Genomic DNA, 25,769 nt, shown 5'->3' with positions numbered 1-25,769 from the left:
ACCCTTTCGACCGCGGAACCCCCATCCCATCAGTGATCGCGACCGCCCACAGGCGATTCACGTCTTCCGTTCAGGAATAGGGACCAAGGTCCCAACCGGATCACGTCGCCGCTCTGGTCGAGACATCATCGTCGCCAAGAAGGTCACGTAGCTCAACCGCGGGTCGTCAGCGTCACCTGGTGACGCTGAGGACCCGCGGTTCAGCCGGCACCGCGGCTGGCCCGCCCGGTCAGCCCAGCAGCTCCGCGTTGGTGCGGCGGGCGGCGTCGGCCAGGCCGGCGACGGAGGGCCCGACGCGGAGGAGGCCGCGCGAGGAGCTGGGCAGGACCGTCAGCGAGCCGAAGATGCGACGGATGTCGGCGACGGTGCCGCCCTGCTCACCGAAGCCGGGGGCGAGGATCGGGCCGTTGAACGCCAGGCTCTCCCCTCCCCCGAGATCCGACACCGTGCCCACGGTCGCGCCGACGACGGCGCCGAAGTCGCCGAGTGGCGTGGCGTCGGCGTTGAGGAGGCGCAGGTGCTCGAACATCCGCGCCGCGACCGACTCGCCGGTGTCGGTCGTCGAGCGCTGCACCTCCGGCCCCTCCTTGTTCGAGGTGAGGCCGAGGACGAAGAGCCCGGCGTCAAACTTCCGAGCGGTGTCGACGAACGGGTCGAGAGAGCCGAAGCCGAGGTAGGGCGACACGGTGATCGCGTCCGACGCCAGGGGCGAGGCCGGGTCGAGGTAGGCGTCGGCGTACGCCTGGGAGGTGGAGCCGATGTCGCCCCGCTTGACGTCGAGGAGCACCAGCGCCCCGGCGGCGCGCGACTCCGCGACGACCCGCTCCAGCACGGCGACGCCGCGCGAGCCGAAGCGCTCGTAGAAGGCGCTCTGAGGCTTGACCACGCTGACGTACGGCGCCAGCCCCTCGACCGCGGTGAGCGCGAACCGCTCCAGGCCGTCCACGGAGTCGGGCAGGTCCCACTCGGCCAGCAAGGACGCGTGCGGGTCGATCCCGGCGCACAGCGGCCCGCGGTCGGCGACGGCGGCATGCAGGCGGGCTCCGAACGGCTGGGTCATGCGTACAGTCCCTTCGCGACGCGGCGTGGCCACAGCGGCCCCTCGTAGATGAACGCGGTGTAGCCCTGCACGAGGGTCGCGCCGGCGTCGATCCGGGCCTGCGCGTCCTCGGGCGTGGTGATGCCGCCGACCCCGATCAGCGTGAGGCGAGCCCCCACTCGGCTGCGGAGGAGGCGGAGCACCTCGAGGCTGCGGGCGGCCAGCGGGCGTCCCGAGAGGCCGCCGGCGCCGGCCTCGACGATCTGGCTCGGATGCGAGCGGAGCCCGTCCCGCCCGATCGTGGTGTTGGTCGCGACGATGCCGTCCAGCCCGATGGCCTCCGCCATGGCCGCGATGTCGAGGACGTCCTCGTCGGCGAGGTCGGGGGCGATCTTCACCAGGAGCGGGACCCGGCGCCCGGAGTCGCCGGTCGACTCGTCGGCCACGCGGCGTACGTGCTCGAGGAGGGGCTGGAGGCGGTCGACCGCCTGGAGCGAGCGCAGGCCGGGGGTGTTGGGCGAGCTGACGTTGACGACGAGATAGTCCGCGTACGGCGCCAGCAGCCGTGTCGAGAGGGTGTAGTCGGCCAGCACGGAGGCCTGGTCGTCCTCCGGGACGATCTTGGTCTTGCCGATGTTGATCCCGAGCACCGGGCCGCCGCTGCGGCGACCCCGCGCGGCCAGCCGGGCGGAGACGACGGCGGCTCCGTCATTGTTGAAGCCCATCCGGTTGATCACGGCACGGTCGGCGGTGAGCCGGAAGAGCCGCGGCTGGGGATTGCCGAGCTGCGGCTGGCCGGTGACCGTGCCGATCTCGACGTGCCCGAAGCCGAGACCGGCGAGCGCGTCGATCCCGAGGCCGTTCTTGTCGAAGCCCGCGGCGAGCCCGAGCCGGTTGGGGAAGGTGAGTCCCAGCGCCTCGACGGGCGTGCCCGGGGTGGGCAGCCGGCTGAGGACCGGGCCGGCGGCGCGGATCGCGCGGAAGGCGGAGTGGTGGGCCTCCTCCGGATCCTGGTGGACGAAGTGGTGGTCGAAGAGGATGCGGTAGGGACGGCCCATCAGGCCTCCTTGAGCGACGTCGCCTCGGGGTCCCCGGCGGGAGGCAGGCGAAGCGCGTCCTGCTGGGGTGATGACCACTCCTGGAGCGAGCGGACCCCGATCTCGCCGCCGCGCAGCGCCGCGATGCCCTGCACGGCGGCAGCCGCACCCTGGACGGTCGTGATGCACGGCGTCCCGGTCAGCACCGCGGCGGACCGGATCTCGTAGCCGTCGGCGCGGGCGTCGGCCGCCGAGCCGTTGGGCGTGTTGACGATCAGGTCGATCGCGCCCTCGTGGATCAGGTCGACGGTCGTCTTCTCGCCGTTCTCGCCGGTGCCCTCGAAGTGCTTGCGCACCTCGGTGGACGGGATGCCGTTGCGGCGCAGCACCTCGGCGGTGCCCTGGGTGGCGAGGATCTCGAAGCCGAGATCGGCCAGCACGCGGGCCGGGAAGATCATCGTCCGCTTGTCGCGGTTGGCGATCGAGACGAAGACCCGGCCGTGCGTGGGCAGCGGGCCGAACGAGCCGGCCTGGGCCTTCGCGAACGCCTTGCCGAAGTCCGTGTCGAAGCCCATCACCTCGCCGGTGGACTTCATCTCCGGGCCGAGCACCGAGTCGACGAACTGGCCCTCCTTGGTGCGGAACCGGTTGAACGGCAGCACCGCCTCCTTCACCGCGATCGGCGCGTCGGCCGGGAGCAGGCCGCCGTCGCCGGTCGCGGGCAGGAGTCCGGCCGCGCGCAGGTCCGCGATCGACTCGCCGAGCATCACCCGCGAGGCGGCCTTGGCGAGCGAGGTGCCCGTCGCCTTGGACACGAAGGGGACGGTGCGCGAGGCGCGCGGGTTGGCCTCGATGACGTAGAGCACGTCGGCCCCGAGCGCGAACTGGATGTTGATCAGGCCGCGTACCCCGACGCCCTCGGCAATGGCCTCGGTGGCGGCGCGGATCCGGGCGATCTCGGCCCGGCCCAGCGTGATCGGCGGCAGCGCGCAGGAGGAGTCGCCCGAGTGGATCCCGGCCTCCTCGATGTGCTCCATCACGCCGCCGAGGAAGAGCTCCTCGCCGTCGTACAGGGCGTCGACGTCGATCTCGACGGCGTCGTCGATGAACCGGTCGATGAGCACCGGGCGGTCCTCGCTGATCAGCTCGGTGGCCGCCTCGAGGTAGGTCGCGAGGGCGTCGTCGGAGTAGACGATCTGCATGCCCCGTCCACCGAGCACGTACGACGGCCGGACGAGGACCGGGTAGCCGATCTCGTGCGCGATCTTCTCCGCGTCGGCGTAGGACACGGCGGTGCCGTGCTTCGGCGAGACCAGCCCGGCCGCGTCGAGGACCTTGCCGAATGCGCCACGCTCCTCGGCGAGCTCGATCGCCTCCGGAGACGTGCCGACGATGGGCACGCCGGCGTCCTGGAGCGCCTGCGCGAGGCCGAGCGGCGTCTGGCCGCCGAGGGTGGCGATGACGCCGGCGATCGGGCCGGCCGCCTTCTCCGCCGCGTAGATCTCGAGGACGTCCTCGAGCGTGAGCGGCTCGAAGTAGAGCCGGTCGCTGGTGTCGTAGTCGGTCGAGACCGTCTCGGGGTTGCAGTTGACCATGATCGTGTCGTAGCCGGCCTTGGACAGCTCCTGGCTGGCATGGACGCACGAGTAGTCGAACTCGATGCCCTGGCCGATCCGGTTGGGACCCGAGCCGAGGATGATCACCGCCGGGCGCTCGCGGGGCGCGACCTCGGTCTCCTCGTCGTAGGAGGAGTAGTGGTAGGGCGTCTTCGCCTCGAACTCCGCGGCGCAGGTGTCGACGGTCTTGTAGACCGGGCGGACGCCCGCCGCGTAGCGGATCTCGCGCACCTCCGCCTCGGTGAGCCCGCGGATCTGGGCGATCTGGGCGTCGGAGAGGCCGTGGCGCTTGGCCAGGCGCAGGGTGCGGGCGTCGAGCTCGCCGGCCTGGCCGACCGCGGTGGCGACCTCGTGGATCAGGAAGAGCTGGTCGACGTACCACGGGTCGATCCTGGTGGCATCGAAGATCTCCTCCGGCGTCGCGCCGGCTCGGATGGCGTCCATGACCTCGCGCAGGCGGCCGTCGTGCGGGCGCTTCACCTGCTCCAGCAGCCCCGGGAGCGCAGCCTTGTCGACCACGCCCTCCCAGGTGAACGGCGCCTTCCTGTCCTCCAGCGAGCGGAGCGCCTTGTTGAGCGCCTCGGTGAAGTTGCGGCCGATCGCCATCGCCTCGCCCACGGACTTCATGTGGGTGGTGAGCGTGGAGTCGGCGGTCGGGAACTTCTCGAACGCGAACCGCGGCACCTTGACCACGACGTAGTCCAGCGTCGGCTCGAAGCTCGCCGCCGTGGAGCCCTGGGGGCCGGCAGTGATGTCGTTCTCGATCTCGTCGAGGGTGTAGCCGACGGCGACCTTGGCGGCGATCTTGGCGATCGGGTAGCCGGTCGCCTTCGACGCCAGCGCCGAGGAGCGGGAGACGCGCGGGTTCATCTCGATGACGATGACGCGACCGTCGACCGGGTTCACGGCGTACTGGATGTTGCAGCCGCCGGTGTCGACGCCGACCTCGCGGATGATGCCGATGGCGAGGTCGCGGAGGTACTGGTACTCGCGGTCGGTGAGCGTCATCGCCGGGGCGACCGTGATCGAGTCGCCGGTGTGGACGCCCATCGGGTCGAGGTTCTCGATCGAGCAGATGATGACGACGTTGTCGGCCTTGTCGCGCATCACCTCCAGCTCGTACTCCTTCCACCCGATGATCGACTCCTCGATCAGCACCTCGGTGGTCGGCGAGGCCGAGAGGCCGGCGCCGGCGATGCGATGCAGGTCGGTCTCGTCGTACGCGATGCCGGAGCCGAGGCCGCCCATCGTGAACGAGGGCCGTACGACGACGGGGTAGCCGAGTTGCTCGGTGGCTGCCTCGACGTCGTCCATCGTGTGGCAGACGAAGGAGCGGCACACCTCGCCACCGACCTTGCGGACGATGTCGTTGAAGAGCTCGCGGTTCTCGCCGCGGTGGATCGCCTCGAAGGAGGCGCCGATCATCTCGACGCCGTACTTCTCCAGCACCCCGTTCTCGTGCAGCGCCGTCGCGGTGTTGAGCGCGGTCTGGCCGCCGAGGGTCGGCAGGATCGCGTCCGGGCGCTCCTTGGCGATCACCTTCTCGACGAACTCGGGCGTGATCGGCTCGACGTAGGTCGCGTCGGCGAACTCCGGGTCGGTCATGATCGTGGCCGGGTTGGAGTTGACGAGGATGACCCGGATGCCCTCGGCCTTGAGGATGCGGCAGGCCTGGGTGCCGGAGTAGTCGAACTCGCAGGCCTGGCCGATGACGATCGGGCCGGAGCCGATGACGAGGACGGAGTGGATGTCGGTGCGCTTGGGCATCAGCGGCTCCGCTCTGCCATGAGGGACACGAAGCGATCGAAGAGGTAGGCGGCATCGTGCGGGCCGGCCGCGGCCTCCGGGTGGTACTGGACGCTGAAGCTCTTGAGCGCGCCGGTCTCGGCATCGCGGAGCTCGAGGCCCTCGACGCAGTCGTCGTTGAGGTTGACGTGGCTGACGCTCGCGATGCCGTACGCGGTCTCGGTGTCCTCGTCGAGCGGCGCGTCGACGGCGAAGCCGTGGTTGTGCGCGGTCACCTCGACCTTGCCCGTGGTGCGGTCCTGGACCGGCTGGTTGATGCCGCGGTGGCCGTACTTCAGCTTGTAGGTGCCGAAGCCGAGCGCCCGGCCGAAGAGCTGGTTGCCGAAGCAGATCCCGAAGTAGGGGATGCCCTCGCCCAGCGCCTCCTGGAGGAGCGCGACCTGGTCGGTCGTGGCGGCCGGGTCACCCGGGCCGTTGGAGTAGAAGAGGCCGTCGGGCCCGTGGTCGCCGACCGAGCGGACGTCGTCGATCGTCGCGGTGGCGGGAAGCACGTGGACCTCGATGCCGCGCTCGGCCATGCGGTAGGGGGTCATCTCCTTGATGCCGAGGTCGAGGGCCGCGACCGTGAAGCGCCGCTCGCCGTGCGCCGGCACGACGTAGGCCTCGGGCGTCGAGACCGCCTCGGAGAGGTTGGCCCCGGCCATCTCGGAGCTCGCGCGCACCTTCGCGAGCAGCTCCTCGGCGTCGGCCGTGAGGGTCGAGATGCCGACCTTCATCGCGCCGGCGTCGCGCAGGTGCCGGGTCAGGGCGCGGGTGTCGACGCCGCTGATGCCGACGACGCCCTGCTCGCGGAGCTCGTCGTCCAGCGTGCGGCGGCTCCGCCAGTTCGAGGGCACACGGGCGGGATCGCGGACGACGTAGCCCGACACCCAGATGCGGCTGGACTCGGGGTCCTCGTCGTTCACGCCGGTGTTGCCGACGTGCGGCGCGGTCATGACGACCACCTGGCGGTGGTACGACGGGTCGGTGAGTGTCTCCTGGTAGCCGGTCATGCCGGTCGAGAACACGGCTTCGCCGAAGGTCTCCCCCTCGGCTCCGAACGACTCACCATGGAACGTGCGGCCGTCCTCGAGGACGAGCAACGCAGGGGCGCGCAGGGTCACGCCGTACCTCCTTCTCCGCCTCTCTGGACGGCCTGTTAAAGGATGTCGGGTCGAGGGGAAGATTAGCCTATGACCTCCTATGTGGCCCTCATCCGCGGCATCGGCCCGGGCGATCCGCGCAAGTCGAACGAGTCGCTGCGCGGGGTGCTGGAGGGACTCGGGCTCGACCGCGTGAGGTCGGTCCTGGCGAGCGGGAACGTCGTCTTCGAGTCGGGCTCGCGCAGCCCCGCGAAGCTCGCCGACCGGATCGAGGCGGCCTGGCCGGAGGAGCTCGGCTTCTCCGCGCTGACCGTCGTGCGGTCGCGCGCGCAGATCGCGGCGCTGCTGGACGCGGAGCCGTTCGGGGACGCGGCGCACGGGAAGGCGTCGTACCAGCTCGTCACCTTCTTCCGGACCGCCCTCCGGTCGGCGCCGACGCCTCCGGAGGGGCTGGCGGGCGTCGAGGTGGTCGGCATCGTCGACGGCGCGCTGTGCACCATCCACGACACCACGCTCACCGGCGGCCCCGAGGTGATGAAGTGGATCGACCAGACCTACGAGAAGCAGACCACCTCGCGCACTCCCCTGACACTCCGCAAGATCCTCGCCAAGATGGACGCATGACCTTGAACGGGATCGTCGTCGCCGGGCTCGTCCTCACGGGCTTGGCGGCCCTGGTGCACGTCTACATCTTCTGGCTCGAGTCGATCGCCTGGACCGGCGCGGCCCGCGCCGTCTTCGGCACGTCGCGCGAGGAGGCTGCGGCGACCAGGGAGCTGGCCTTCAACCAGGGGTTCTACAACCTCTTCCTGACCATCCTCGTGGTGGTCGGCACGGTCCTGTACGCCGTCGGCGACTCCTCGACGCGGGCAGCGGGCGCCGCCCTGGTCCTCGCCGGAGCCGGCTCGATGGTCGCGGCGGCGCTGGTGCTCTTCACGACCAGCCCCGACAAGCGCTCCGCCGCCCTCAAGCAGGGCCTGGTCCCCCTGGTCGGCGTCGTCCTCCTCGCGCTCGGTCTCGCCGTCTGACTCAGGGCCAGACCGCGAAGTCGAGGTGCTCGCGGAGGCGGCGGTCCTTGGTGACGAGGGAGACTCTCGCCGCGTCCGCGTGCGCCGCGATCATGCGGTCGAACGGATCGCGGGTGAACGCGAACTTCGACGTCAGCGCTGCCCGGGCCACCTGCTCATATCCCGTCTGGTCGACCGCCAAGCCGGTGCTCGCCCGCAAGTCCGCGAGCACGAGCTCCGGCTTGTCGCGGAGACGCCCGATCTCGAAGAGGATCCCCAGCTCGAACAACACCATCGGCGAGATGGCGATGTCCTCGGTCTCGATGAGCTCGCGGACGCCCGCCGAGAGCTTGACGTGCTCACCGTTCTGGATCCAGATGACGACGTGCGTGTCGAGGTGGATCACGACGGGTCAAGCGCCTCTTCGGGGTCCCAATCCCAGGGAGTCGGCTCGAGGAACTCATCGGAGTCCTCGGAGACGACGTACCCCGGACGCGGCACCACGCGCGCGAGCTTTCCGCGAGGCTGCTCGGCGACGATCCTGAGCGTCCTGCCGTTGCGGGTCACCTCGAGTGGCTCGCCGGTCTCGAGGACCTCGTCGAGAAGGCGGAACAGGTCCGCGCGGAGCTGGGTCGGGGTGACGGCCATGGCTCCAGGATAGACCCGACGTACATGTCCTACCAGCGACATGTACATTCGCACGGCCGCTCTCCGACCCATCCGCGCGGGTCGCCGTACCGAACAACAGGCGTGCTCACCCTCGCCCTGATCGGCCTCGTCGGCGGACTCATCACCGGAGTCTCGCCGTGCGTGCTCCCGATGCTTCCGATCATCTTCTTCGCCGGAGCGGGCGGGGCGGGTGAGGAGCGGAGCGACCGCACCCGGCCGCTCAAGATCATCGTCGGCGTCGTCACCAGCTTCAGCGTCTTCACGCTGCTGGGCTCGACGATCCTGTCGTTCCTCGGCCTCCCGGACGACTTCCTCCGCTGGGCGGGGATCGCGGTCCTGGCGCTGGTGGGGATCGGGATGCTGATCCCCGCCCTCGGGCACCTGATCGAGCGGCCGTTCTACCGGCTGCCGAAGGTCACCGGGCAGCGCGGGGGGCCGTTCGTCCTCGGCCTCGGGCTCGGCACGCTCTACGTGCCCTGTGCCGGGCCGATCCTCGCCGCCATCACCGTGGCCGGCGCCACCGGGCAGATCGGCTGGCGCACCGTCGTCCTGACGGTCTCCTTCGCCCTCGGCGCCGCGCTGCCGCTGCTGATCTTCGCCTCGGCCGGCTCGAACATCCGCGGCCGGATCAACGCCTACCGCTCGCGTGCCACGGCCTTCCGGGTCGGTGGCGGCGTCATCCTCATCGTGCTCGCGGTCGCGCTGGCCTTCAACGCCACCGACGCGCTGCAGCGGGCGGTGCCCAACTACACCGGCGGCCTGGAGAAGAGGCTCGCCACGTCCGACGCCGTCCAGGGCGCGCTCACGCCGTTCGAGACCGAGGAGAACAAGGCGCTCTCGAAGTGCACCCCGGGCGCCGACGAGCTCGCCTCCTGCGGCGTGGCGCCGAAGCTCCGGAAGGGCCGCTGGCTCAACACCCCCGACGGCAGGGCGATCAGCCTCGACGACCTGCACGGCAAGGTCGTGCTGATCGACTTCTTCGCCTACTCCTGCATCAACTGCCAGCGCGACCAGCCCTACATCCAGAGGTGGCAGAAGGCCTACGCCGGCGCCGGCCTCGAGGTCATCGGCGTCCACTCGCCGGAGTTCGCGTTCGAGAAGAGCAGCTCCAACCTCGTCGCCGCGATGAGGAAGGAGGGCACGACCTATCCCGTCCTCCAGGACAACGAGCTCGCCACCTGGACCGCCTACCGCAACCGCTACTGGCCGGCGAAGTACCTCATCGACCGCGACGGCACCGTCCGCGCGATCAAGTTCGGCGAGGGCGACTACGCCCAGACCGAGGGACTGATCCGCACGCTGCTCACCGACCCCGCGACCGGAGGCTCCGGCGTCACGCTCCCGGCCGCGACCACCAAGGTCGACGATCCCGGCTTCACCGAGGCCCGCACGCCCGAGCTCTACCTGGCCGCCAATCACCCGGGCTACGTCGGATCGCCGAAGTACGTCGGCACCGACCGCACGACGTACGCGTATGCGGGCGCGAGCCAGCCGCAGGACACCTACGGCCTGGCCGGACCGTGGTCGGCGACCTCCGAGCATCTCGTCGCCGAGGACGGCTCACAGCTCCGGCTCCACTTCCGCGGTCGCGACGTCTATCACGTGCTCGCCGGCTCGGGAACGGTCACGATCAGCGAGCCGGGCAAGCCCGACCGCACCATCGACGTCAGCGGGACGCCCAACCTCTACCCGCTGATCACCGGTGACGACGTCCTCGACGAGACCATCACCCTGACCTACGGCAAGGGCATCGAGGCCTACACCTTCACCTTCGGCTGAGCCCACGGCGTCGCCGTGTACTCCCGCCACGCCGTCAGCTTGTCGTCGGAGAGGTCGGCCACGCCCTCATCCAACCCCAGCCCGGACTATGCCGGTTGGTCCACCCGGTTGGTCCAGGGCGTGCGCGACCGAGTGGACCAACAGCGTGGACCAACAGCGTGGACCAACAGCGTGGACCAACAGGCATAGTCGCCGTCCGGCCCTCGGCGCCCGGAGGTCAGGCGGAGGGGACGAACGGGCGGGTCATGACGAGGTGGCCGTCCTCGTCGGAGCCGCGGAGGGTGGTGAAGCCGGACTTGGCGAGGACACGCAGGGAGCGTGCGTTGGCGGGGTCGACGGCGGCGCGGACGCGGGTGCCGGCGGACTCGGCGGCGGCGACGAGGGCGCGGAGGGCCTCGGTGGCGAAGCCGTAGCCCCACGCCTCCTGGACCAGGCCGTAGCCGACCTCGGTCTCGGGCACCCCGTCGGCCGCGTCGGTCGGCGGGCCGTAGAAGCCGATCGAGCCGAGCACGGTCACGCCGCGGACGACCGACCGTGGCCCCCACACGTCGCCCTCGCGCCACAGCGCGCACGCGTCCAGGTCGTCCTGGCGCGGGAAGTCCGCGTGCCAGTGCGGCGACCGGGCGATCTCACCGCGGATCGCCGCGACGTCGCGCGCGTCCCACAGCGGCAGCGTCAGCCGGGACGTCCGGATCACCAGCGGCAGGGCCGGGCCGCTCACGCGCCGTGGGTCCGTGTGCCGCGCAGCCAGGTGCCGACCACGGCGGCGCTCAGCGTGCGGCCGTGCCAGGGGTTGTTGCGGGAGAGCGAGAGCGAGGCGTCGCGGTCCACGGCGTACGACGTCGACGGGTCGACCAGCGTCAGGTTGGCCGGCTCGCCGACGGCGACGGCGGTGCCCTGCCCGGCGAGCCCGGCGATCCGGGCGGGCTGTGCCGACATCACCCGCGCGACGCCCTCCCACCCGAGCTGCTCGCCCAGCACCGTCCACACCACCGGCAGCGCTGTCTCGAGGCCGAGCATCCCGAAGGCCGCGTCGACGAAGGCGTGCTCCTTGTCGTGCCGGGCGTGCGGCGCGTGGTCGGTCGCGACGGCGTCGATGGTGCCGTCGAGCAGGGCCTCCCGCAGGGCGGCGACGTCCTCGGCCGGCCGCAGCGGCGGGTTGACCTTGTAGACCGGGTCGTAGGACGTCAGCAGGTCCGTCGTGAGCAGCAGGTGGTGGGGCGTCACCTCGGCCGTCACGTCGATGCCCTGGGCCTTGGCCCAGCGCACCACCTCGACCGAGCCGGCGGTCGAGACGTGCGCCACGTGGAGCCGCGACTGAGTGTGCCGGGCGAGCATCACGTCACGGGCGACGATGACCTCCTCGGCGACGCCGGGCCAGCCGGGCAGGCCGAGCTGGGCCGAGACGGGGCCCTCGTGGCAGCACGAGGCGTGCGGCGCCAGCGCCGGGTCCTGCGAGTGCTGGGACACCACGCCCCCGAACGCCTTGACGTACTCCAGCGCGCGCCGCATCACGCGCGCGTCGGCCACGCAGCGCCCGTCGTCGGAGAAGACCCTGACCTGCGCGCGCGAGCGGGCCATGAGGCCGAGCTCGGCGAGCTCCTCCCCGGCCAGTCCGCGGGTGACGGCGCCGACCGGCCGCACGTCCACGATCCCGGCCGCCACGCCGAGGTCGAGCACCCGCTCGGCCGCCTCGGCCGTGTCGGTGACCGACGAGGTGTTGGCCATCGCCAGCACCGCCGTGTAGCCGCCGGCCGCGGCGGCGCGCGACCCGGACAGCACGGTCTCGGCGTCCTCACGGCCGGGCTCGCGCAGGTGGGTGTGCAGGTCGACGAGGCCCGGCAGCAGCACGAGGCCGTCGGCGTCGACCACCTCGTCGGCCTCCCCCGCCAGTCCGGCGAGCGAGCCGATCTCGCGGATCACGCCGTCGACGGCGTACACGTCCGCGGGCTCGGCGCCCACGATGGACGCGCCCCTGATGAGGACACTCATGATGCGGATCCCTCTCCGGCGAGCAGGTGGTAGAGCACGGCCATCCGGACGGCGACGCCCGCGGAGACCTGGTCGAGGACCGCCGAGGAGACCGCGTCGGCGGCCTCGGGCGAGATCTCCAGCCCGCGGTTCATCGGGCCCGGATGGAGGATCGGCGTCTCCGGCCGCAGGGCCGCGAGCCGCTCGCGGGTGAGGCCGTAGCCGACGGTGTACTCCCGCGAGGACGGGAAGTAGCCACCGCTCATCCGCTCCCGCTGCACCCGCAGCATCATGACGGCGTCGGCGTGCGGCAGCACCTCGTCCAGCGCGTACGACGTCGCGAACTCCTCCGCCCACTCCGACGGCGCCGTGGGCATCAGCGTCGGGGGCGCCACGGCCGTGACCCGGGCGCCGAGCTTGGTCAGCGCCTTCACGTTGGACCGGAAGACCCGGCTGTGGGTGAGGTCGCCGACGATGACGACGTGGCGCCCGTCGAGCGGGCCGAGCCGCCGGGTGAGTGTGTAGGCGTCCAGCAGGGCCTGGGTCGGATGCTCGTGGGTGCCGTCGCCTGCGTTGACGACCGGGATCGCGCGACCCTCGTCGCGCAGCCAGCCAGCGACCTGGTGCGCGGCGCCCGAGGCGGAGTGGCGCATCACCAGTCCGTCGATGCCCATCGCGGTGACGGTGAGGACGGTGTCGCGCAGCGACTCGCCCTTGGAGGTGGAAGAGCCCTTCGCGGAGAGGTTGATGACGTCGGCCGAGAGCCACTTGCCGGCGATCTCGAAGGACGAGCGGGTGCGGGTGGAGTCCTCGAAGAAGAGGTTGATCACGGTGCGGCCGCGCAGCGCGGGCAGCTTCTTGACCTCCCGGCGCTGCACGTCGTGCATCTGGGCGGCGGTGTCGAGGAGCTTGGCGACGTCCTCGGCCGTCAGGTCGTCGATCGAGAGCAGATGGCTCACTGGATCCCCACCTCGTCGACGCCGTCGGTCTCGGCGAGCCGGACGCCCACGTGCTCGGAGCGGGCCGTCGGGAGGTTCTTGCCGACGTGGTCGGCTCTGATCGGCAGCTCGCGGTGGCCGCGGTCGATGAGCACGGCGAGCCGGACCACGGCGGGCCGGCCGAGGTCGCTGAGCGCGTCGAGCGCCGCCCGGATGGTGCGGCCGCTGTAGAGCACGTCGTCGACCAGCACGACGGTCTTGCCGTCGATCGAGCCGGGGACGTCGGTCCTGTGCGGGGCGCGGGTGGGGCGCGAGCGGAGGTCGTCGCGGTACATCGTGACGTCGAGTGATCCGGCGGCGACCCGCGCGCCCTCGACGGCGGAGATCCGCTCGGCGATGCGGCGGGCGAGGGGCACGCCCCGGGTGTGGAGCCCGAGGATGACGAGGTCGTCGGCGCCCTTGTTGCGCTCGATGATCTCGTGGGAGATGCGCGTCAGCGCTCGGGCGACATCGTCGGCGTCGAGGACGACGCGCGGCTCGTCAGGGCCTGCCTGCACGGCTGGGACCTCCTTCTGCGCCTCACGGGACGCGGGTTAAAGGATGCGGGGTCAGCCTACAGCCGGCGCACGACAGGGGCACGACGCCGTGGCGTCGTGCCCCTGTCGGAGTGGAGACCTACTTGAAGGCGTCCTTGAGCTTCTCGCCCGCCTGCTTCAGGTTGCCCTTCAGCTGGTCGGCCTTGCCCTCGGACTCGAGGTCCTTGTCGTCAGCCGCCTTGCCGACGGCCTCCTTGGCCTCGCCGAACTTCTCCTCGGCGAAGTTGTCGAGCTTGTCCTTGTCACCCATGAGGGGCTCCTTTCAGTGGATTTCGCTGACAGGAGGTGGTTTACCCGGCCCCCGCGGGCCTATACCGGCGTCCTCGGGAGTTCCGGGAGCTCGGCCAGCGCCGACTCGATGGCGCGGTGGAAGGTGGGGTAGGCGTAGATCATCGAGCGCAGCTCGGCGACCGGCACGCGGGCGTGGACCGCGAGCACGAGGAGCCCGATGATCTCCCCCGCGGCGGGACCGACGACCGAGGCGCCGACGAGGACGCCCTCGGCGGCGTCGGCGACGACCTTCACGTGACCGGCGGCACCCGGGCCGTGGACGAACCCGCGCGAGGAGGCCGCGAGGTCGGTGACGCCGACGGCGACGTCGATCCCGGCATCGCGCGCCGCCGCCTCCGTGAGGCCGACCCCGGCGACCTCGGGATCGGTGAAGGTCACGTGCGGCACGGCGCGATAGCTCGCCGCGGGGCCCTCCCGGCCGAGGATGTCGCGGAGCGCGACCGTCGACTGGTACATCGACACGTGCGTGAAGGCGCCCTCCCCCACGACGTCGCCGATCACCCACAGCCCGTCGCCGGCACGCAGACGCGCGTCGACCTCGAGGTCGTCGGGCGACAGGCCCACGGCCTCCAGGCCGAGCCCGTCGAGGTTGGGCGTGCGACCGGCCGCGACCAGCAGCCGATCGGCGGCGAGCGTCTCGCCGTCGTCGAGGCTGAGCTCGAACCGCCCGTCGGCGTGGGAGACACCGGTGGCGCTCACCCCGGTCAGGACGCGGACGCCCTCGCCCACCAGCGCGTCGCGGAGCAGCTCCGACGCCTCGGGCTCGTCGCGCTCGAGCAGCCGGTCGGCGTGCTGGACGATCGTCACGCGGGCGCCGAAGCGGGCGAAGACCTGAGCCAGCTCGCAGCCGATCGGGCCGCCGCCGAGCACGACGAGGGAGGCCGGCACGGCGGCTGCCTTCACCACGTCCCGGTTGGTCCAGTACGGCGTCCCCTCCAGGCCCGGCAGCGGTGGGGCGGCAGGCCGGGTGCCGGGGTTGAGCACGACACCGACCCTGGCGTCGTACGCGATCTCGGAGGCGTCGGCACGGGTGACCACGACCGCCCGCGGCCCGGTCAGGCGGCCGGTGCCGTGCACGACGGTCGCGCCGGCCTTCTCCAGGCGCTCGACGGCGACGCGGTCGTCCCAGTGGTCGGTGGCCTGCTCGGCGATGCGCTCGGCGACGCGCGACCACGACGGCGTGACGGAGGCCTCGCCGCCGACCTGCGGCAGCCGCGCGGCCTCGGCGAGCGCATCGGAGCCGCGCACCATGATCTTGGTCGGGACGCACGCGTAGTAGGGACACTCGCCGCCGACGAGATGCTTCTCGACGGCGACGACGGACAGTCCCGCCTCCGCCGCCTGCTGGGCGAGGGACTCCCCGCCAGGTCCGGTTCCGATGACGACGAGATCCACCTCAGGCATGCGTCCCAGCATGCCCCCGGGGTGGTCGCCGGGACAGGGTCAGGAGAGCGTGGCCTTGTCGCGCTGGATCGCGCCGAGCACACCGTTCACGAAGACCGGCGACTCGTCGGTCGAGAGGTCGCGGACGAGCTGCATCGCCTCGCTGATCGCGACGTGCTCGGGCACGTCCTCGGAGTGGAGCAGCTCCCAGACGCCGAGCCTCAGGACGTTGCGGTCCACGGCCGGCATCCGGGTGAGCGACCAGTCGGTCGAGTACGTCGTCAGCAGCTCGTCGATCCGGGCCTGCTCGGCCACGACACCCCGCACGAGCGTCGAGGTGTAGGCGTTGCCCGGGCCCTCGCCGTCGGCGATCGCCTGGTCGAGCAGCTCGACGGGGCCGACGCCCCGCTGCTCGGCCGCGAAGAGGAGGTCGAGAGCCCGCTTGCGCGCCTTGGAACGAGCGGTGGGCTGTCCGGCGTGGCCGGGCTGCGATGCCAAGGTCACCCCTTGACCCGGGAGAGGTACGAGCCGCCCTCGCGGGTGTCGACCTTGATCTTCTCGCCCTGCTCGATGAAGAGCGGGACCTGGATCTCGGCGCCGGTCTCCAGCGTCGCCGGCTTGGTGCGGCCGGTGGCGGAGTCGCCGACGACGCCGGGCTCGGTGTAGGTCACCACGAGCTCGACGTTGGCCGGGAGCTCGATGAAGAGGACGCGGCCCTCGTTGGTCGCCACGATGACCTCCTGGTTCTCCAGGAGGAAGTCGGCGGCGCCGCCGACGATCGCCGGGTCCACCTCGATCTGGTCGTAGTCGGCGACGTCCATGAAGACGTACGACGTGCCGTCGTTGTAGAGGTAGGAGAACGTCCGGCGGTCGACCGTCGCGGTCTCGACCTTCGTGCCGGCGTTGAAGGTCTTGTCCACGTTCTTGCCCGACTCGACGTTCTTGAGCTTGGTCCGGACGAAGGCGGGGCCCTTGCCCGGCTTCACGTGCTGGAACTCGACGACCTGCCACAGACCGTTGTCGATGTTGAGGACCATGCCGTTCTTGAGGTCGTTCGTAGTAGCCACGAGGGGCGATCCTACCGGCGGATCGACCGAACGGCGCAGTCGGCGCGGGCGGGACGCCCGAGGCCGCTCAGGATCCGGCCGACGGGGCCGACTTGGCCCGATTGCGCTTGCGGCGGGCGAGGATGCCGGCCGCGACGACGCTGATGACCGCCATGCCGACGCCCGCGCCGACCTTGGTCGACATGGCGCTCTTGGCCGCGCTCTCGACGACCTCGTCCACGTGCTCGACGATGTTGCTCAGTTCCTCAGACATGCTGTGCAGAACCCCCCTCGGGTCGCGCTCCAGAGTGGCCGTACGTGCTGTACGTTCCGTACTTTCGGTATGTCGCATACTTCGAGTATGCATCAGCGGACATCGCGCACCCAACCACCGGCATCGTAATCTTCGACACTGAAGCAGACGTCGACGAAGTGCTTGCCGAAGCCCGAGATGCTGATCGAGCGGTAGACGGTGTAGGCCTTGCGGACGCTCGCGAGCGCCTCGGCCGTGACCGGCTGGGCCTCGAGGAACGAGTAGCGGCGCTGGTCCTCCACCGACTCGGCCGAGAAGAGGATGAGCCCGAGCCGGCCGAGGTTCCCGAGATAGTCGTTGCCACGCTCGGGATAGGTGCAGCCGGCCATCTCGGCGATCAGGTTGATGCCGCCCTTGACGCGCTCCGAGCCGACATTGAACGGCGTCTTGGTGCGCACGTCGATCGACGGCTGGCGTCCCGCCTTGGCCATGAACCGCATGATCCGGGCCTCGTCGGGCAGGAGCTCGTCGAGGATGCGGGCGAACGCGGGGTGCTCGTTCTCGGAGCGCACGGCGTCGGCCGAGGAGCGCAGCAGGCGGTCGCCGCGAGCCCGCAGGTCCTCGGGCGTGTGACGGCTGCGCAGGCTCGGACCCGAGTGGTCGTCGGCGGAGTCCTCGATCCCGAGGATCTGGAGCGCACCCCAGCGAAAGGTCTCGATCTGCCGGTCGACGACCTCCATGATCGGCGAGCCGGAGGCGACCTCGCGGGCGATCTCGGTCGCCGTGCTCACCCCGCCCCTGGTCGCCCAGGTGGCGCCGCGCACCACCATCGAGCCGCCGATCCGCGCGAGGACCGTCGCCGTGACGATGGTCCGCGGCGCGGCCTTCACCGCGCCGAGCAGCGTCAGGCTCGTGGAGGGGAGGTCGATCTCCGACGGAAGGTCGATGTCCTTGCGCCCGGGACGACCGGGCAGTCCGATGGCCATGCTCATGCTCCAAAGATGATGAGGTGCAGGACGCCCACGAGGACGCCGAGGAGACCACCGTGCGCGTAGAGCAGCCAGGCGTCCTGCTCCACCGCCGAGTACAGCATCTCCATGAACTCCTCGGGTGGCAGCTCCCGCAGCTTGGTCGTGCAGAACTCGTCGATCTTCTCCGCCTGCCGCTGCGTGAAGTCGACGTCCTCGAGGATCCGGGGGGCGAAGTCGAGCGCCGCCCCCGCGGTCCCGGCTCGGATCGCCTTGAACTCCGTGCCGCCGACCGCGGCGCGGACCACCGCGCGCGCAGGCCCCACGATCGCGTCCACCTCCGGCATCATGATCTTCTCGACGATGACGCGCGTCTTGTCCGAGCGCGGGCCGTAGAGCAGGTCGTTGATGATGTTGGGCATCGTGATGATCTCGTAGGCCAGCGAGTGCCCGAAGCTCGCGGCGGCCTCGTGCTGCCGCTTGGCGAAGGCGGCCTGGCCCCACAGGTAGCGCCAGCGCGGCGCCGGGTCCGCGGGCTCGAAGACCATCTTGATGGCGATGATGTTCACCACGATGCCGATGAGGGACGCCCCGGACAGGATGATCAGCCAGCTCGGCAGGAGCGAGAGCACCGGGATGTGGTGCGAGAAGTGCACGACCAGGGCGAGCAGCAGACCGAACGGGAAGCCCATCCAGAGCCCGATCCAGACCATCATCTTCAGCTCCTTGGAGCCGAGGTCGTAGATGATGTTCTTCAGGATCTCGGGGTGCTCGCGCATCTTGGCGACGGCGAGCAGCTTGATGTCGATCAGGTCGTCGACGTGCTCCTCGATCGCCATCATCGCGTGGTTGGCGATCTCGGGCGCGCGCTGCTCGACGCGCTGGTAGACGACCTCCTTGAACTGCTGCGGCAGCTGGGCCCAGAGCTCGGGGTGCTCGCGCCGCATCACCTCGTCGGTCATGTTGCGCAGCTCCGGGATGGCGTGGAGCGCGAACGTCTCCGCGATCTGCACCGGGTCGAGCTCCTGCATGAAGTCGCGGACGCTGCCGAGGCGGGACAGGCCCTTGTCGACGCAGATGGACGCCATCCGCTCGGCTCGCGCGGGGATGAAGCCCTGGAAGCCGAGGAGCATCCCCTCGCCGTTGGGGTTGGGCGCCCAGATCGGGAGCACCTGGAGCTTGCGCGGCAGGAAGGCGTAGACCGTCTTCGCCCCCGGGCACCGGAAGCCGGCGAAGTGGAGCGGCGCGAAGAGCATCCACACGCCGGTCCAGTTGGTGATCACTCCGGCGAACGCCGAGAAGATCGGAAACGTGATCAGCTCGATCGTGAACTTGGAGAGCCCCGTCAGCTCCTCGAAGTCGACGCCGATCAGCCCGACGAACGGCACCATCCCCTGCATATCCCCACCTTCCGCAGTGTGCCCGTGACACTCGTCACACTAAGGGCCCGGTCACGATAACGCGTCCGGCAGGAATGTGTTACGCAGATCACATCGTGACCGTGAAGGCGGTCTCCCCGGGCCGGCTGCTCACGCTCACCGTGCCGCCGTGGGCGTCGACGATGGCCCACACGATCGCCAGGCCCAGGCCGGTGCTCCCCTTCGCGCGGCTGCGGGAGGCCTCGCCCCGCGCGAACCGCTCGAACACGCTCGGGAGCACCTCCGCGGGGATGCCGGGGCCGTCGTCCACGATGCTCACCGTGGCGCTCGCGGGACCGGTCCGCTCCAGCCGCGTCGTCACGGTGGTCCCCATCGGGGTGTGCACCCGGGCGTTGGCCAGGAGGTTGGCGAAGACCTGGTGCAGGCTGTGGGCGTCGCCGGCGACGATGACCGGCTCCTCCGGCAGGTCGGTCCGCCATCGATGTCCCGGCTCGCTGGCGATGGCGTCGCTGACGACGTCCAGGAGGAGGTGCGTGAGGTCGACCGGCTCCATGACCAGCTCGGGCCCGGTGTCCAGGCGAGCGAGGAGGAGGAGGTCCTCGACCATGGTGGTCATCCGGGCCGCCTCCGACTCCACCCGCCCCATCGCGTAGGCGATCTGGGGCGGAGCCTCGTCGCGCATCCGGCGGGTCAGCTCGGCGTACCCGCGGATGGCCGCCAGCGGCGTACGCAGCTCGTGACTGGCGTCGGCGACGAACTGGCGGACCTTGGTCTCGCTCTCGTGGCGCTCCTTGAGCGCCCGGTCGACGTGGTCGAGGAGCCGGTTGAACGAGCTGCCGACCTGGCCGACCTCGGTCCGGTCGTCGACGTCCTCCTGGGCGATGCGGTCGGTGATCGCCACCTCGCCGCGGGACAGCGGCAGCTCGCTGACCCGCTCGGCCGTCGCCGCCACCCGCTGGAGAGGACGGAGCGTACGACGGACGATGATCGCGCCGACGAGGCTGGCGACCACGATGGCGCCGAAGGCGACCGCGGCACCGATCGCGACCAGCTGGAGGATGACCCGCCGGACGCTGTCCATGGGCAGCCCGGTGATGAGCACGTTGCCGCCCGGGGACGAGCTGGCGACGACGCGGAAGTCGCCGAGGTCCCCGAGCCGGACGGTGTGCGGGCGGTCGTCGGTCGGCACGGCGAGGAGCGTGGCGTCGGAGACCGAGACCGTGCCGACGGAGCCGTCGTCTCGGAGAACGCCCACCTGGGTGACCTTCCCGCGCACGATGCGGGCGCCGAACGTCCCCGTCGCCTGGCCCGGCGCGAGCAGGAACTGGCTCCCGTCGGAGGGGGTGGCGCCGCCGGGAGCTCCGCTCCCGTCGCCCTGGCCTCCGCCCTGGTCGGAGCCCTGGTCGGAGCCCTGGTCACCGCCCTGGTCAGCGCCCTGGGGGCCGCCCGGGCCGCCGCCGTCGTCGGGAGGGCGGTCGGCCCGGTTCGAGCGGCTCTCCGCGGCGATGAGCGAGGCGTCGAGGCGGTCGATGAGGAAGCCGTGGAGGGCCAGCGCGGTGATCGTGCCGACCAGCGCCGAGACCACCGCGAGGAGCGAGACCAGCACGACCACCAGTCGCAGCCGCAGCGATCGTCGCCGTCCCGCCAGCGCGGGACCGCGACCTCGCCGCACGATCCTCATTCGGCCGGCTTGATGACGTAGCCGACCGCGCGCACCGTGTGGATCATCGGGGAGCGGCCGGCGTCGATCTTGCGGCGCAGGTAGGAGATGTACTGGTCGACGACGTTGGTCTGGCCACCGAAGTCGTAGTTCCAGACCCGGTCGAGGAGCTCGGCCTTGGACATCACGCGCCGCTGGTTCTGCATGAGGCACCGCAGCAGCTCGAACTCGGTCGCGGTCAGGTCGATGGACTGATCCCCGCGCGAGACCTCGCGACTGTCCCCGTCGAGGGCCAGGTCGCCCACCCTGATCACCGAGTCGATCCCCTCGGCCCCCGCGGCGACGCGGCGCAGCATGCCGCCCACCCGCGCCACCACCTCCTCGAGGCTGAACGGCTTGGTGACGTAGTCGTCGCCCCCGGCGGTGAGGCCGGCGACGCGGTCCTTGACGGCGTCGCGGGCGGAGAGGAAGAGCACGGGGGCGGTGATCGAGGCGCCGCGCATCCGGCGGAGCACCTCGAGGCCGTCGTACCCCGGCATCATCACGTCGAGGACGGTGACGTCGGGGCGGAAGTCCCGGGCGGCGCGCAGCGCGCCGGGCCCGTCGTGGGCCACCTGGACCTCCCAGCCCTCGTGCCGGAAGGCCATCGACAGCAGCTCGGCGAGCGTGTCCTCGTCGTCGACCACCAGCACCCTCATCGCGGAGCCGTCGGCACGTCGCAGCTGGGTCACCTGGGTCACGGAGAGCAGTATCGCGGCTGCCCGAGCCGCCGTCACCGCCCGCGCGGAACTCTCAGGGCACTGTTAGGTGGTGCTCTAGGCGAGCGAGGACGCGATCACGCCGAGCGCGCGACGGTAGCCGAGGACGCCCTCGCCCGCGACGACCGCACGCGCGTGGGGCGAGACCACCGAGGCGTGCCGCCACTCCTCGGGCCGGGCGGACGGGTCGGAGAGGTGGACCTCGACGAGCGGGGCGGTCAGCTGGGCGCAGGCGTCGTAGACGGCGTACGAGTAGTGGGTCCAGGCGGCGGCGTTGAGCACGACGGGGATGCCCTCGTCGGCGGCGGCGTTGAGCCAGTCGACCATCGCGCCCTCCCAGTTGGTCTGGCGCACCTCGACCTCGAGCCCGAGCTCGGCGCCCCAGGCGACGCACTGCTCGGCCAGCTCGGCGTAGGTGGTCGTGCCGTAGATCTCGGGCTGCCGGCGCCCGAGGCGCCCGAGGTTGGGCCCGTTGAGCACCAGGACGGTCGTCATCGCACCCGCCCACCCGTCACACAGGTCACACCACCCGGCCGGGTGGGGAACTTCTGGGCCAGCGCGCCGGCCGAGAAGTTCCCGAGTCCCCGGTTAACCGGGGACTCCGCCCGCCCGGTCACCGCGACACCACCGCGAACGCCTCACGGAGCAGCTCCTCGTCCGGGCCGGCGAGGATGCCGGGGCGGGCGAGGCCGTCGAGGACGAGGAAGCGGAGCACCGAGCCGCGCGCCTTCTTGTCCACCCGCATCGCGCCGATGAGGTCGTCGAACTCCGCGCCGCCGAACCCGGTCGGCAGGCCGGCCTTGGCGAAGACCGTCGCATGCCGCGCCGCGGTCTCCTCGTCCAGCCGGCCGGCGAGGCGGGCGAGCTCGGCGACGTAGATGCAGCCGATCGCGACGGCCTCTCCGTGCCGGATCGCGTAGTCGGTGTGCTTCTCGATCGCGTGCGCGAGCGTGTGGCCATAGTTGAGCGCCTCGCGCCCGGGGTGCCCGTCGGCCCCGCCGGTCTCCTTCAGGTCGGCGACGACGACGTCGACCTTGACCCGGATCGCCCGCTCGATCAGCTCGGCGGTGACCGGGGAGTCGGGGGTGAGGTCGTCGGCGTCGGTCTCCTCGATCAGCCGCAGGATCTCGGGGTCCGCGATGAAGCCGCACTTGACCACCTCGCCCAGCCCGGCGACGAACTCCTCGCGCGGCAGCGTCTCCAGGGTGGCGAGGTCGCAGATCACCCCGGCCGGCTCGTGGAAGGAGCCCACGAGGTTCTTCCCCGAGCCGGTGTTGATGCCCGTCTTGCCCCCGACCGCGGCGTCGACCATCGCGAGCAGCGTGGTCGGGACGTGCACCACCCGCACCCCGCGCAGCCAGGTGGCGGCGACGAAGCCGCCCATGTCCGTGGTCGCGCCGCCGCCGAAGGTGACGATCGCGTCGGAGCGGGTGAAGCCGAGCTCGCCGAGCGCCTCCCAGCACTGCACGACGATGTCGTAGGTCTTGGTCCGCTCCCCCGACGGCAGGCCGAAGGCGTGGACGTCGTAGTGATCCTGCAGCGCCTGGGCGACCAGCTCGGCCTGCTCGCCCAGCTCGCCGGCGTACAGGAGGGCGACGCGCTCGACGGAGTCGCCGAGGATGCCCGGCAGCCGGTCGAGCAGGTCGCGCCCGATGAGCACGTCGTACGGCGACGCGCCCCCGACATGAACGGTGGTGGTCATTTCTCGTCCAGCTCCTCGATGATCCGCGCCGCCACGTCCTCGGGCGTGCGTCCGTCAGTGTCCACGATCAGGGTGGCGACCGCCTCGTAGGTCGGGGTGCGCTCGTCGAGGAGCTGCTTGACCCGCGCCCGCACGTTGCCGAGCAGCAGCGGCCGGCCGGTGCCCAGGCCGACGCGGGCGACGGCGTCGGCGAGGCCCACGCGCAGGAAGACCACGGTGCGGCCCGCGAGGAGGCGCTGCGTCTCCGGGGCGAGGACGGCGCCTCCCCCGAGGGCGAGTACGCCGTCGTGCTCGGCGATCGCGGCGGCCACCGCCCCGCGCTCCAGCTCGCGGAACCGCGGCTCGCCGTCGTCGACGAAGATCTCCGGGACCGGCTTGCCGGCGCGGGCCTCGACGTCGGCGTCGGTGTCGCGCACGCCGACCCCCCAGCGCTCCGCGAGCAGGGCGGCCACCGTGGTCTTGCCCGCACCCATCGGCCCGACGAGGACGACGCGCGGACCGGTCGCCGGCCGCGTCATCGGAGCCTCACCGTGGGGTGAGCGTGTCGAGGTAGGACCGGTGGTTGCGGGCGACCTCGGCGACCGAGTCGCCGCCGAACTTCTCCAGCACGGCGTCGGCGAGCACGAGCGCGACCATGGCCTCGGCGACGACGCCGGCCGCCGGGACGGCGCAGACGTCGGAGCGCTGGTGGTGGGCCACCGCCTCCTCGCCGGTCGCGGTGTCGACGGTGCGCAGCGCACGGGGAACCGTGGCGATGGGCTTCATCGCGGCACGCACGCGCAGCACCTCGCCGGTGGACATGCCGCCCTCGGTGCCGCCGCTGCGGCCGCTGGTGCGGCGGATGCCCTCGGAGGTGGCGACGATCTCGTCGTGCGCCCTGCTGCCCGGCGTCGCGGCGAGCTCGAAGCCGTCGCCGAGCTCCACCCCCTTGATGGCCTGGATGCCCATGAGGGCGCCGGCGAGGCGAGCGTCGAGGCGGCGGTCCCAGTGGACGTGCGAGCCGAGGCCGGGCGGCAGGTCGTAGACGACCACCTCGACGACGCCGCCGAGGGTGTCGCCGTCCTTGTGGGCCTCGTCGATGCGCTCGACCATCAGCTTGGAGCCGTCGGGGTCCAGCACGCGCACGGGGTCGGCATCCAGGCGCGCCACGTCGACAGGCGTCGGGAGGTCGGCGCCCGGCGTACGCACTCCGCCGATCTCGAGGACGTGGGAGACGATGCGGGCGCCGACGGCCTGCTCGAGGAAGTTCGAGGCGACGCGTCCGAGCGCGACGCGGGCGGCGGTCTCGCGGGCGGAGGCGCGCTCGAGGATCGGCCGGGCGTCGTCGAAGCCGTACTTCTGCATCCCGACGAGGTCGGCGTGGCCCGGACGCGGGCGGGTGAGCGGCGCGTTGCGGGCCTGGCCGGCGAGCACGTCGGCGGCCACCGGGTCGGCGGACATGACCGTCTCCCACTTGGGCCACTCGGTGTTGCCGACCTCGATCGCGATCGGACCGCCCTGCGTCTCGCCGTGCCGGACGCCGCCGGTGAAGGTGACCTGGTCCTGCTCGAACTTCATCCGGGCGCCGCGGCCGTAGCCGAGCCGGCGGCGGGCGAGGGAGTCGGCGACGTCCTGGGAGGTGACCCGGACGTGAGCCGGGAGACCTTCGAGGATCGCGACGAGGGACGGGCCATGGGACTCGCCCGCGGTCAGCCAACGCAACATGGGCCCCATCCTCCCATGCCGGGCTGCCGGGCTCAGACCACGCCCAGCGCTCGGGCGAGGAGCGGGGCGAGCCACGCGCCGACGAGCATCGACGGCCCGAACGGCACGTGGGCCCTCAGCGCGCCCCGCGTGCCGCCCTGGTTGCGGGTGTTGCCGAGCAGTCGCATGGCCGGAAGCGCCAGCAGGCTCACGACGCCGGCGGCCAGCAGCCCCAGGACCGTGGCGGCGAGGCCCCACGGGCCGAGCGTGAGCCCGATCAGCGCGCCGAGCTTGACATCGCCGAGGGCCATGATCCGGGGGCTGATCAGCCAGAGGAGGCCGTAGTAGCCGCCCATCCCGAGCGCCCCGATCACGGCGTGCGCCACGATCGCCGGATGGCCGAGGGCGACGGCGGCGGCGACCACGATCACGGCCACGCTCAGCGCGGCGGGCGCGATGAGCCGGTTGGGCAGGAACCACGTGACGTAGTCGATCACCGCGAGCGCGATGGCGAACGGGATCGCGACGAGCAGCAGGCCGGTGCCCCAGGAGAGGCCGAACACGGCGCCGAGTACGCCGGCGGCGACCGCCCCGGCCACGACCGATCCGACGCGCACCCCGCGCCGGGCTCCGACCTCCGCGAACGGCACGAGCTCGGGGAAGTCGTCGGGGTCCTCCGCCGCGTCCGGCACGATGTCCGGCGTCGTCGCGATCAGGCGCGGCGCCACGAGCCCGGCGACAGCGCCGAGGAGGGCGCAGATCAACGCGGGCAGCACGGCACGGCCTAGGCTCCGAAGCGCTCGGCGAGGGCCGCCTCGCCGGCGGCGCGCATCGCGTCGAGCGGGGCGGCGTGGCCGGTGAACGACTCGAACTGGAGAGCCGCCTGGTGCACGAGCAGGTCGAGCCCCGAGACCACGACACTCCCCATCTGCTCGGCGGCCGCGACCAGCGGCGTCGGCCAGGTGTCGTAGGTGACCTCGAAGAGGACCGGAGCCGAGCCCCACTCCTCGACGAGCGCCGGGAGCTGCGCGGTGGCGGGGATCGTCGAGACCACGAGGTCGGGCTCGCCCCGGTGGGTCGCGAGGTCGGCCGCGCCGACCGACGGC

At 71.6% G+C, this 25,769-nt stretch carries 27 protein-coding genes and 1 pseudogene; 3 read left to right on the top strand and 25 right to left on the bottom strand.

What is annotated here, in order from left to right; translation table 11 throughout:
• Positions 1 to 229 precede the first annotated feature (229 nt).
• Genes pyrF through carA form a run of 4 tightly spaced genes read right to left on the bottom strand, consistent with a single transcriptional unit; the run spans position 230 to position 6,601 of the window.
• Positions 230 to 1,060 carry an orotidine-5'-phosphate decarboxylase gene (gene pyrF, locus QM572_RS06955; protein WP_415091436.1) on the bottom strand — a complete coding sequence of 277 codons (831 nt, stop codon included), beginning with the start codon at positions 1,058 to 1,060 and terminating at the stop codon, positions 230 to 232.
• Positions 1,057 to 2,097, bottom strand: a complete 1,041-nt coding sequence (locus tag QM572_RS06950) for a quinone-dependent dihydroorotate dehydrogenase (protein WP_415091434.1) — start codon at positions 2,095 to 2,097, stop codon at positions 1,057 to 1,059. The genes pyrF and QM572_RS06950 overlap by 4 nt, the downstream gene beginning before the upstream one ends.
• Positions 2,097 to 5,459 carry a carbamoyl-phosphate synthase large subunit gene (gene carB / locus QM572_RS06945; protein WP_415091432.1) on the bottom strand — a complete coding sequence of 1,121 codons (3,363 nt, stop codon included), beginning with the start codon at positions 5,457 to 5,459 and terminating at the stop codon, positions 2,097 to 2,099. Before carB ends, QM572_RS06950 begins: the two co-directional genes overlap by 1 nt.
• Complete coding sequence (carA, locus tag QM572_RS06940; RefSeq protein WP_415091430.1) at positions 5,459 to 6,601, bottom strand: glutamine-hydrolyzing carbamoyl-phosphate synthase small subunit; 1,143 nt, start codon at positions 6,599 to 6,601, stop codon at positions 5,459 to 5,461. The genes carB and carA overlap by 1 nt, the downstream gene beginning before the upstream one ends.
• Before the next feature lie 69 nt (positions 6,602 to 6,670).
• Here carA and QM572_RS06935 point away from each other — a divergent pair, with 69 nt between their 5' ends.
• Complete coding sequence (locus tag QM572_RS06935; RefSeq protein WP_415091428.1) at positions 6,671 to 7,204, top strand: DUF1697 domain-containing protein; 534 nt, start codon at positions 6,671 to 6,673, stop codon at positions 7,202 to 7,204.
• The gene (locus QM572_RS06930; RefSeq protein ID WP_415091426.1) at positions 7,201 to 7,608 is read left to right on the top strand and encodes a DUF1304 domain-containing protein; all 408 of its coding nucleotides are present in this window, start codon (positions 7,201 to 7,203) and stop codon (positions 7,606 to 7,608) included. The genes QM572_RS06935 and QM572_RS06930 overlap by 4 nt, the downstream gene beginning before the upstream one ends.
• 1 nt (position 7,609) lies before the next feature.
• Here the strand turns inward: QM572_RS06930 and QM572_RS06925 are convergent, their stop codons facing one another.
• Positions 7,610 to 7,993 carry a type II toxin-antitoxin system VapC family toxin gene (locus QM572_RS06925; RefSeq protein WP_415091424.1) on the bottom strand — a complete coding sequence of 128 codons (384 nt, stop codon included), beginning with the start codon at positions 7,991 to 7,993 and terminating at the stop codon, positions 7,610 to 7,612.
• Positions 7,990 to 8,235 (bottom strand): type II toxin-antitoxin system prevent-host-death family antitoxin, encoded by a 246-nt coding sequence (locus tag QM572_RS06920; protein WP_415091422.1) that lies wholly within the window; start codon positions 8,233 to 8,235, stop codon positions 7,990 to 7,992. The genes QM572_RS06925 and QM572_RS06920 overlap by 4 nt, the downstream gene beginning before the upstream one ends.
• A gap of 102 nt (positions 8,236 to 8,337) precedes the next feature.
• Here QM572_RS06920 and QM572_RS06915 point away from each other — a divergent pair, with 102 nt between their 5' ends.
• The gene (locus QM572_RS06915; RefSeq protein WP_415091420.1) at positions 8,338 to 10,035 is read left to right on the top strand and encodes a cytochrome c biogenesis protein CcdA; all 1,698 of its coding nucleotides are present in this window, start codon (positions 8,338 to 8,340) and stop codon (positions 10,033 to 10,035) included.
• 217 nt (positions 10,036 to 10,252) lie between these two features.
• On the opposite strand, the gene QM572_RS06910 is transcribed toward QM572_RS06915, so the two are convergent.
• The 19 genes and pseudogenes from QM572_RS06910 to QM572_RS06820 form a co-directional block, all read right to left on the bottom strand.
• Positions 10,253 to 10,756, bottom strand: coding sequence for a GNAT family N-acetyltransferase (locus QM572_RS06910; RefSeq protein ID WP_415091418.1), 504 nt, complete (start codon positions 10,754 to 10,756; stop codon positions 10,253 to 10,255).
• The gene (locus tag QM572_RS06905) at positions 10,753 to 12,027 is read right to left on the bottom strand and encodes a dihydroorotase (protein WP_415091416.1); all 1,275 of its coding nucleotides are present in this window, start codon (positions 12,025 to 12,027) and stop codon (positions 10,753 to 10,755) included. The genes QM572_RS06910 and QM572_RS06905 overlap by 4 nt, the downstream gene beginning before the upstream one ends.
• Positions 12,024 to 12,965 carry an aspartate carbamoyltransferase catalytic subunit gene (locus tag QM572_RS06900; RefSeq protein ID WP_415091414.1) on the bottom strand — a complete coding sequence of 314 codons (942 nt, stop codon included), beginning with the start codon at positions 12,963 to 12,965 and terminating at the stop codon, positions 12,024 to 12,026. Before QM572_RS06900 ends, QM572_RS06905 begins: the two co-directional genes overlap by 4 nt.
• A complete protein-coding gene (pyrR, locus tag QM572_RS06895) occupies positions 12,962 to 13,501 on the bottom strand; it encodes a bifunctional pyr operon transcriptional regulator/uracil phosphoribosyltransferase PyrR (RefSeq protein WP_415091412.1) in 540 nt (179 codons plus the stop codon). Before pyrR ends, QM572_RS06900 begins: the two co-directional genes overlap by 4 nt.
• 118 nt (positions 13,502 to 13,619) lie before the next feature.
• The gene (locus QM572_RS06890) at positions 13,620 to 13,790 is read right to left on the bottom strand and encodes a CsbD family protein (protein ID WP_415091410.1); all 171 of its coding nucleotides are present in this window, start codon (positions 13,788 to 13,790) and stop codon (positions 13,620 to 13,622) included.
• A gap of 59 nt (positions 13,791 to 13,849) precedes the next feature.
• Positions 13,850 to 15,235 (bottom strand): dihydrolipoyl dehydrogenase family protein, encoded by a 1,386-nt coding sequence (locus QM572_RS06885; protein WP_415091408.1) that lies wholly within the window; start codon positions 15,233 to 15,235, stop codon positions 13,850 to 13,852.
• Positions 15,236 to 15,274: 39 nt separating this feature from the next.
• Entirely contained in the window at positions 15,275 to 15,718 is a 444-nt protein-coding gene (gene nusB / locus QM572_RS06880; protein ID WP_415091406.1) for a transcription antitermination factor NusB, read from the bottom strand.
• Positions 15,715 to 16,281, bottom strand: coding sequence for an elongation factor P (gene efp, locus QM572_RS06875; protein WP_415091404.1), 567 nt, complete (start codon positions 16,279 to 16,281; stop codon positions 15,715 to 15,717). The genes nusB and efp overlap by 4 nt, the downstream gene beginning before the upstream one ends.
• Before the next feature lie 67 nt (positions 16,282 to 16,348).
• On the bottom strand, positions 16,349 to 16,534 hold the full coding sequence (locus QM572_RS06870) for a hypothetical protein (RefSeq protein ID WP_415091402.1): 186 nt from the start codon (positions 16,532 to 16,534) through the stop codon (positions 16,349 to 16,351).
• Between the two features lie 92 nt (positions 16,535 to 16,626).
• On the bottom strand, positions 16,627 to 17,505 hold the full coding sequence (locus QM572_RS06865; RefSeq protein WP_415091400.1) for an Abi-alpha family protein: 879 nt from the start codon (positions 17,503 to 17,505) through the stop codon (positions 16,627 to 16,629).
• Positions 17,502 to 18,881, bottom strand: a complete 1,380-nt coding sequence (locus QM572_RS06860; protein WP_415091398.1) for a hypothetical protein — start codon at positions 18,879 to 18,881, stop codon at positions 17,502 to 17,504. The genes QM572_RS06865 and QM572_RS06860 overlap by 4 nt, the downstream gene beginning before the upstream one ends.
• 88 nt (positions 18,882 to 18,969) lie before the next feature.
• On the bottom strand, positions 18,970 to 20,541 hold the full coding sequence (locus QM572_RS06855) for a sensor histidine kinase (protein WP_415091396.1): 1,572 nt from the start codon (positions 20,539 to 20,541) through the stop codon (positions 18,970 to 18,972).
• On the bottom strand, positions 20,538 to 21,218 hold the full coding sequence (locus QM572_RS06850) for a response regulator transcription factor (RefSeq protein WP_415091454.1): 681 nt from the start codon (positions 21,216 to 21,218) through the stop codon (positions 20,538 to 20,540). The genes QM572_RS06855 and QM572_RS06850 overlap by 4 nt, the downstream gene beginning before the upstream one ends.
• 117 nt (positions 21,219 to 21,335) lie before the next feature.
• Positions 21,336 to 21,773 carry a type II 3-dehydroquinate dehydratase gene (locus QM572_RS06845; RefSeq protein ID WP_415091394.1) on the bottom strand — a complete coding sequence of 146 codons (438 nt, stop codon included), beginning with the start codon at positions 21,771 to 21,773 and terminating at the stop codon, positions 21,336 to 21,338.
• Positions 21,774 to 21,891: 118 nt separating this feature from the next.
• Positions 21,892 to 22,980 carry a 3-dehydroquinate synthase gene (gene aroB, locus QM572_RS06840; RefSeq protein ID WP_415091392.1) on the bottom strand — a complete coding sequence of 363 codons (1,089 nt, stop codon included), beginning with the start codon at positions 22,978 to 22,980 and terminating at the stop codon, positions 21,892 to 21,894.
• On the bottom strand, positions 22,977 to 23,498 hold the full coding sequence (locus QM572_RS06835; protein ID WP_415091390.1) for a shikimate kinase: 522 nt from the start codon (positions 23,496 to 23,498) through the stop codon (positions 22,977 to 22,979). Before QM572_RS06835 ends, aroB begins: the two co-directional genes overlap by 4 nt.
• A gap of 7 nt (positions 23,499 to 23,505) precedes the next feature.
• The gene (gene aroC, locus QM572_RS06830) at positions 23,506 to 24,684 is read right to left on the bottom strand and encodes a chorismate synthase (RefSeq protein WP_415091388.1); all 1,179 of its coding nucleotides are present in this window, start codon (positions 24,682 to 24,684) and stop codon (positions 23,506 to 23,508) included.
• 32 nt (positions 24,685 to 24,716) lie between these two features.
• Positions 24,717 to 25,439 (bottom strand): prepilin peptidase, encoded by a 723-nt coding sequence (locus QM572_RS06825; protein WP_415091386.1) that lies wholly within the window; start codon positions 25,437 to 25,439, stop codon positions 24,717 to 24,719.
• A gap of 8 nt (positions 25,440 to 25,447) precedes the next feature.
• Positions 25,448 to 25,769: pseudogene (locus QM572_RS06820) on the bottom strand (shikimate dehydrogenase); the annotation flags it as partial.

The sequence above is a fragment of the Nocardioides sp. genome, assembly GCF_047607365.1.
GTDB lineage: Bacteria > Actinomycetota > Actinomycetes > Propionibacteriales > Nocardioidaceae > Nocardioides.
Note: the sequence above shows the minus strand (reverse complement) of the source record. Positions and strands in the feature narration are given on the sequence as shown.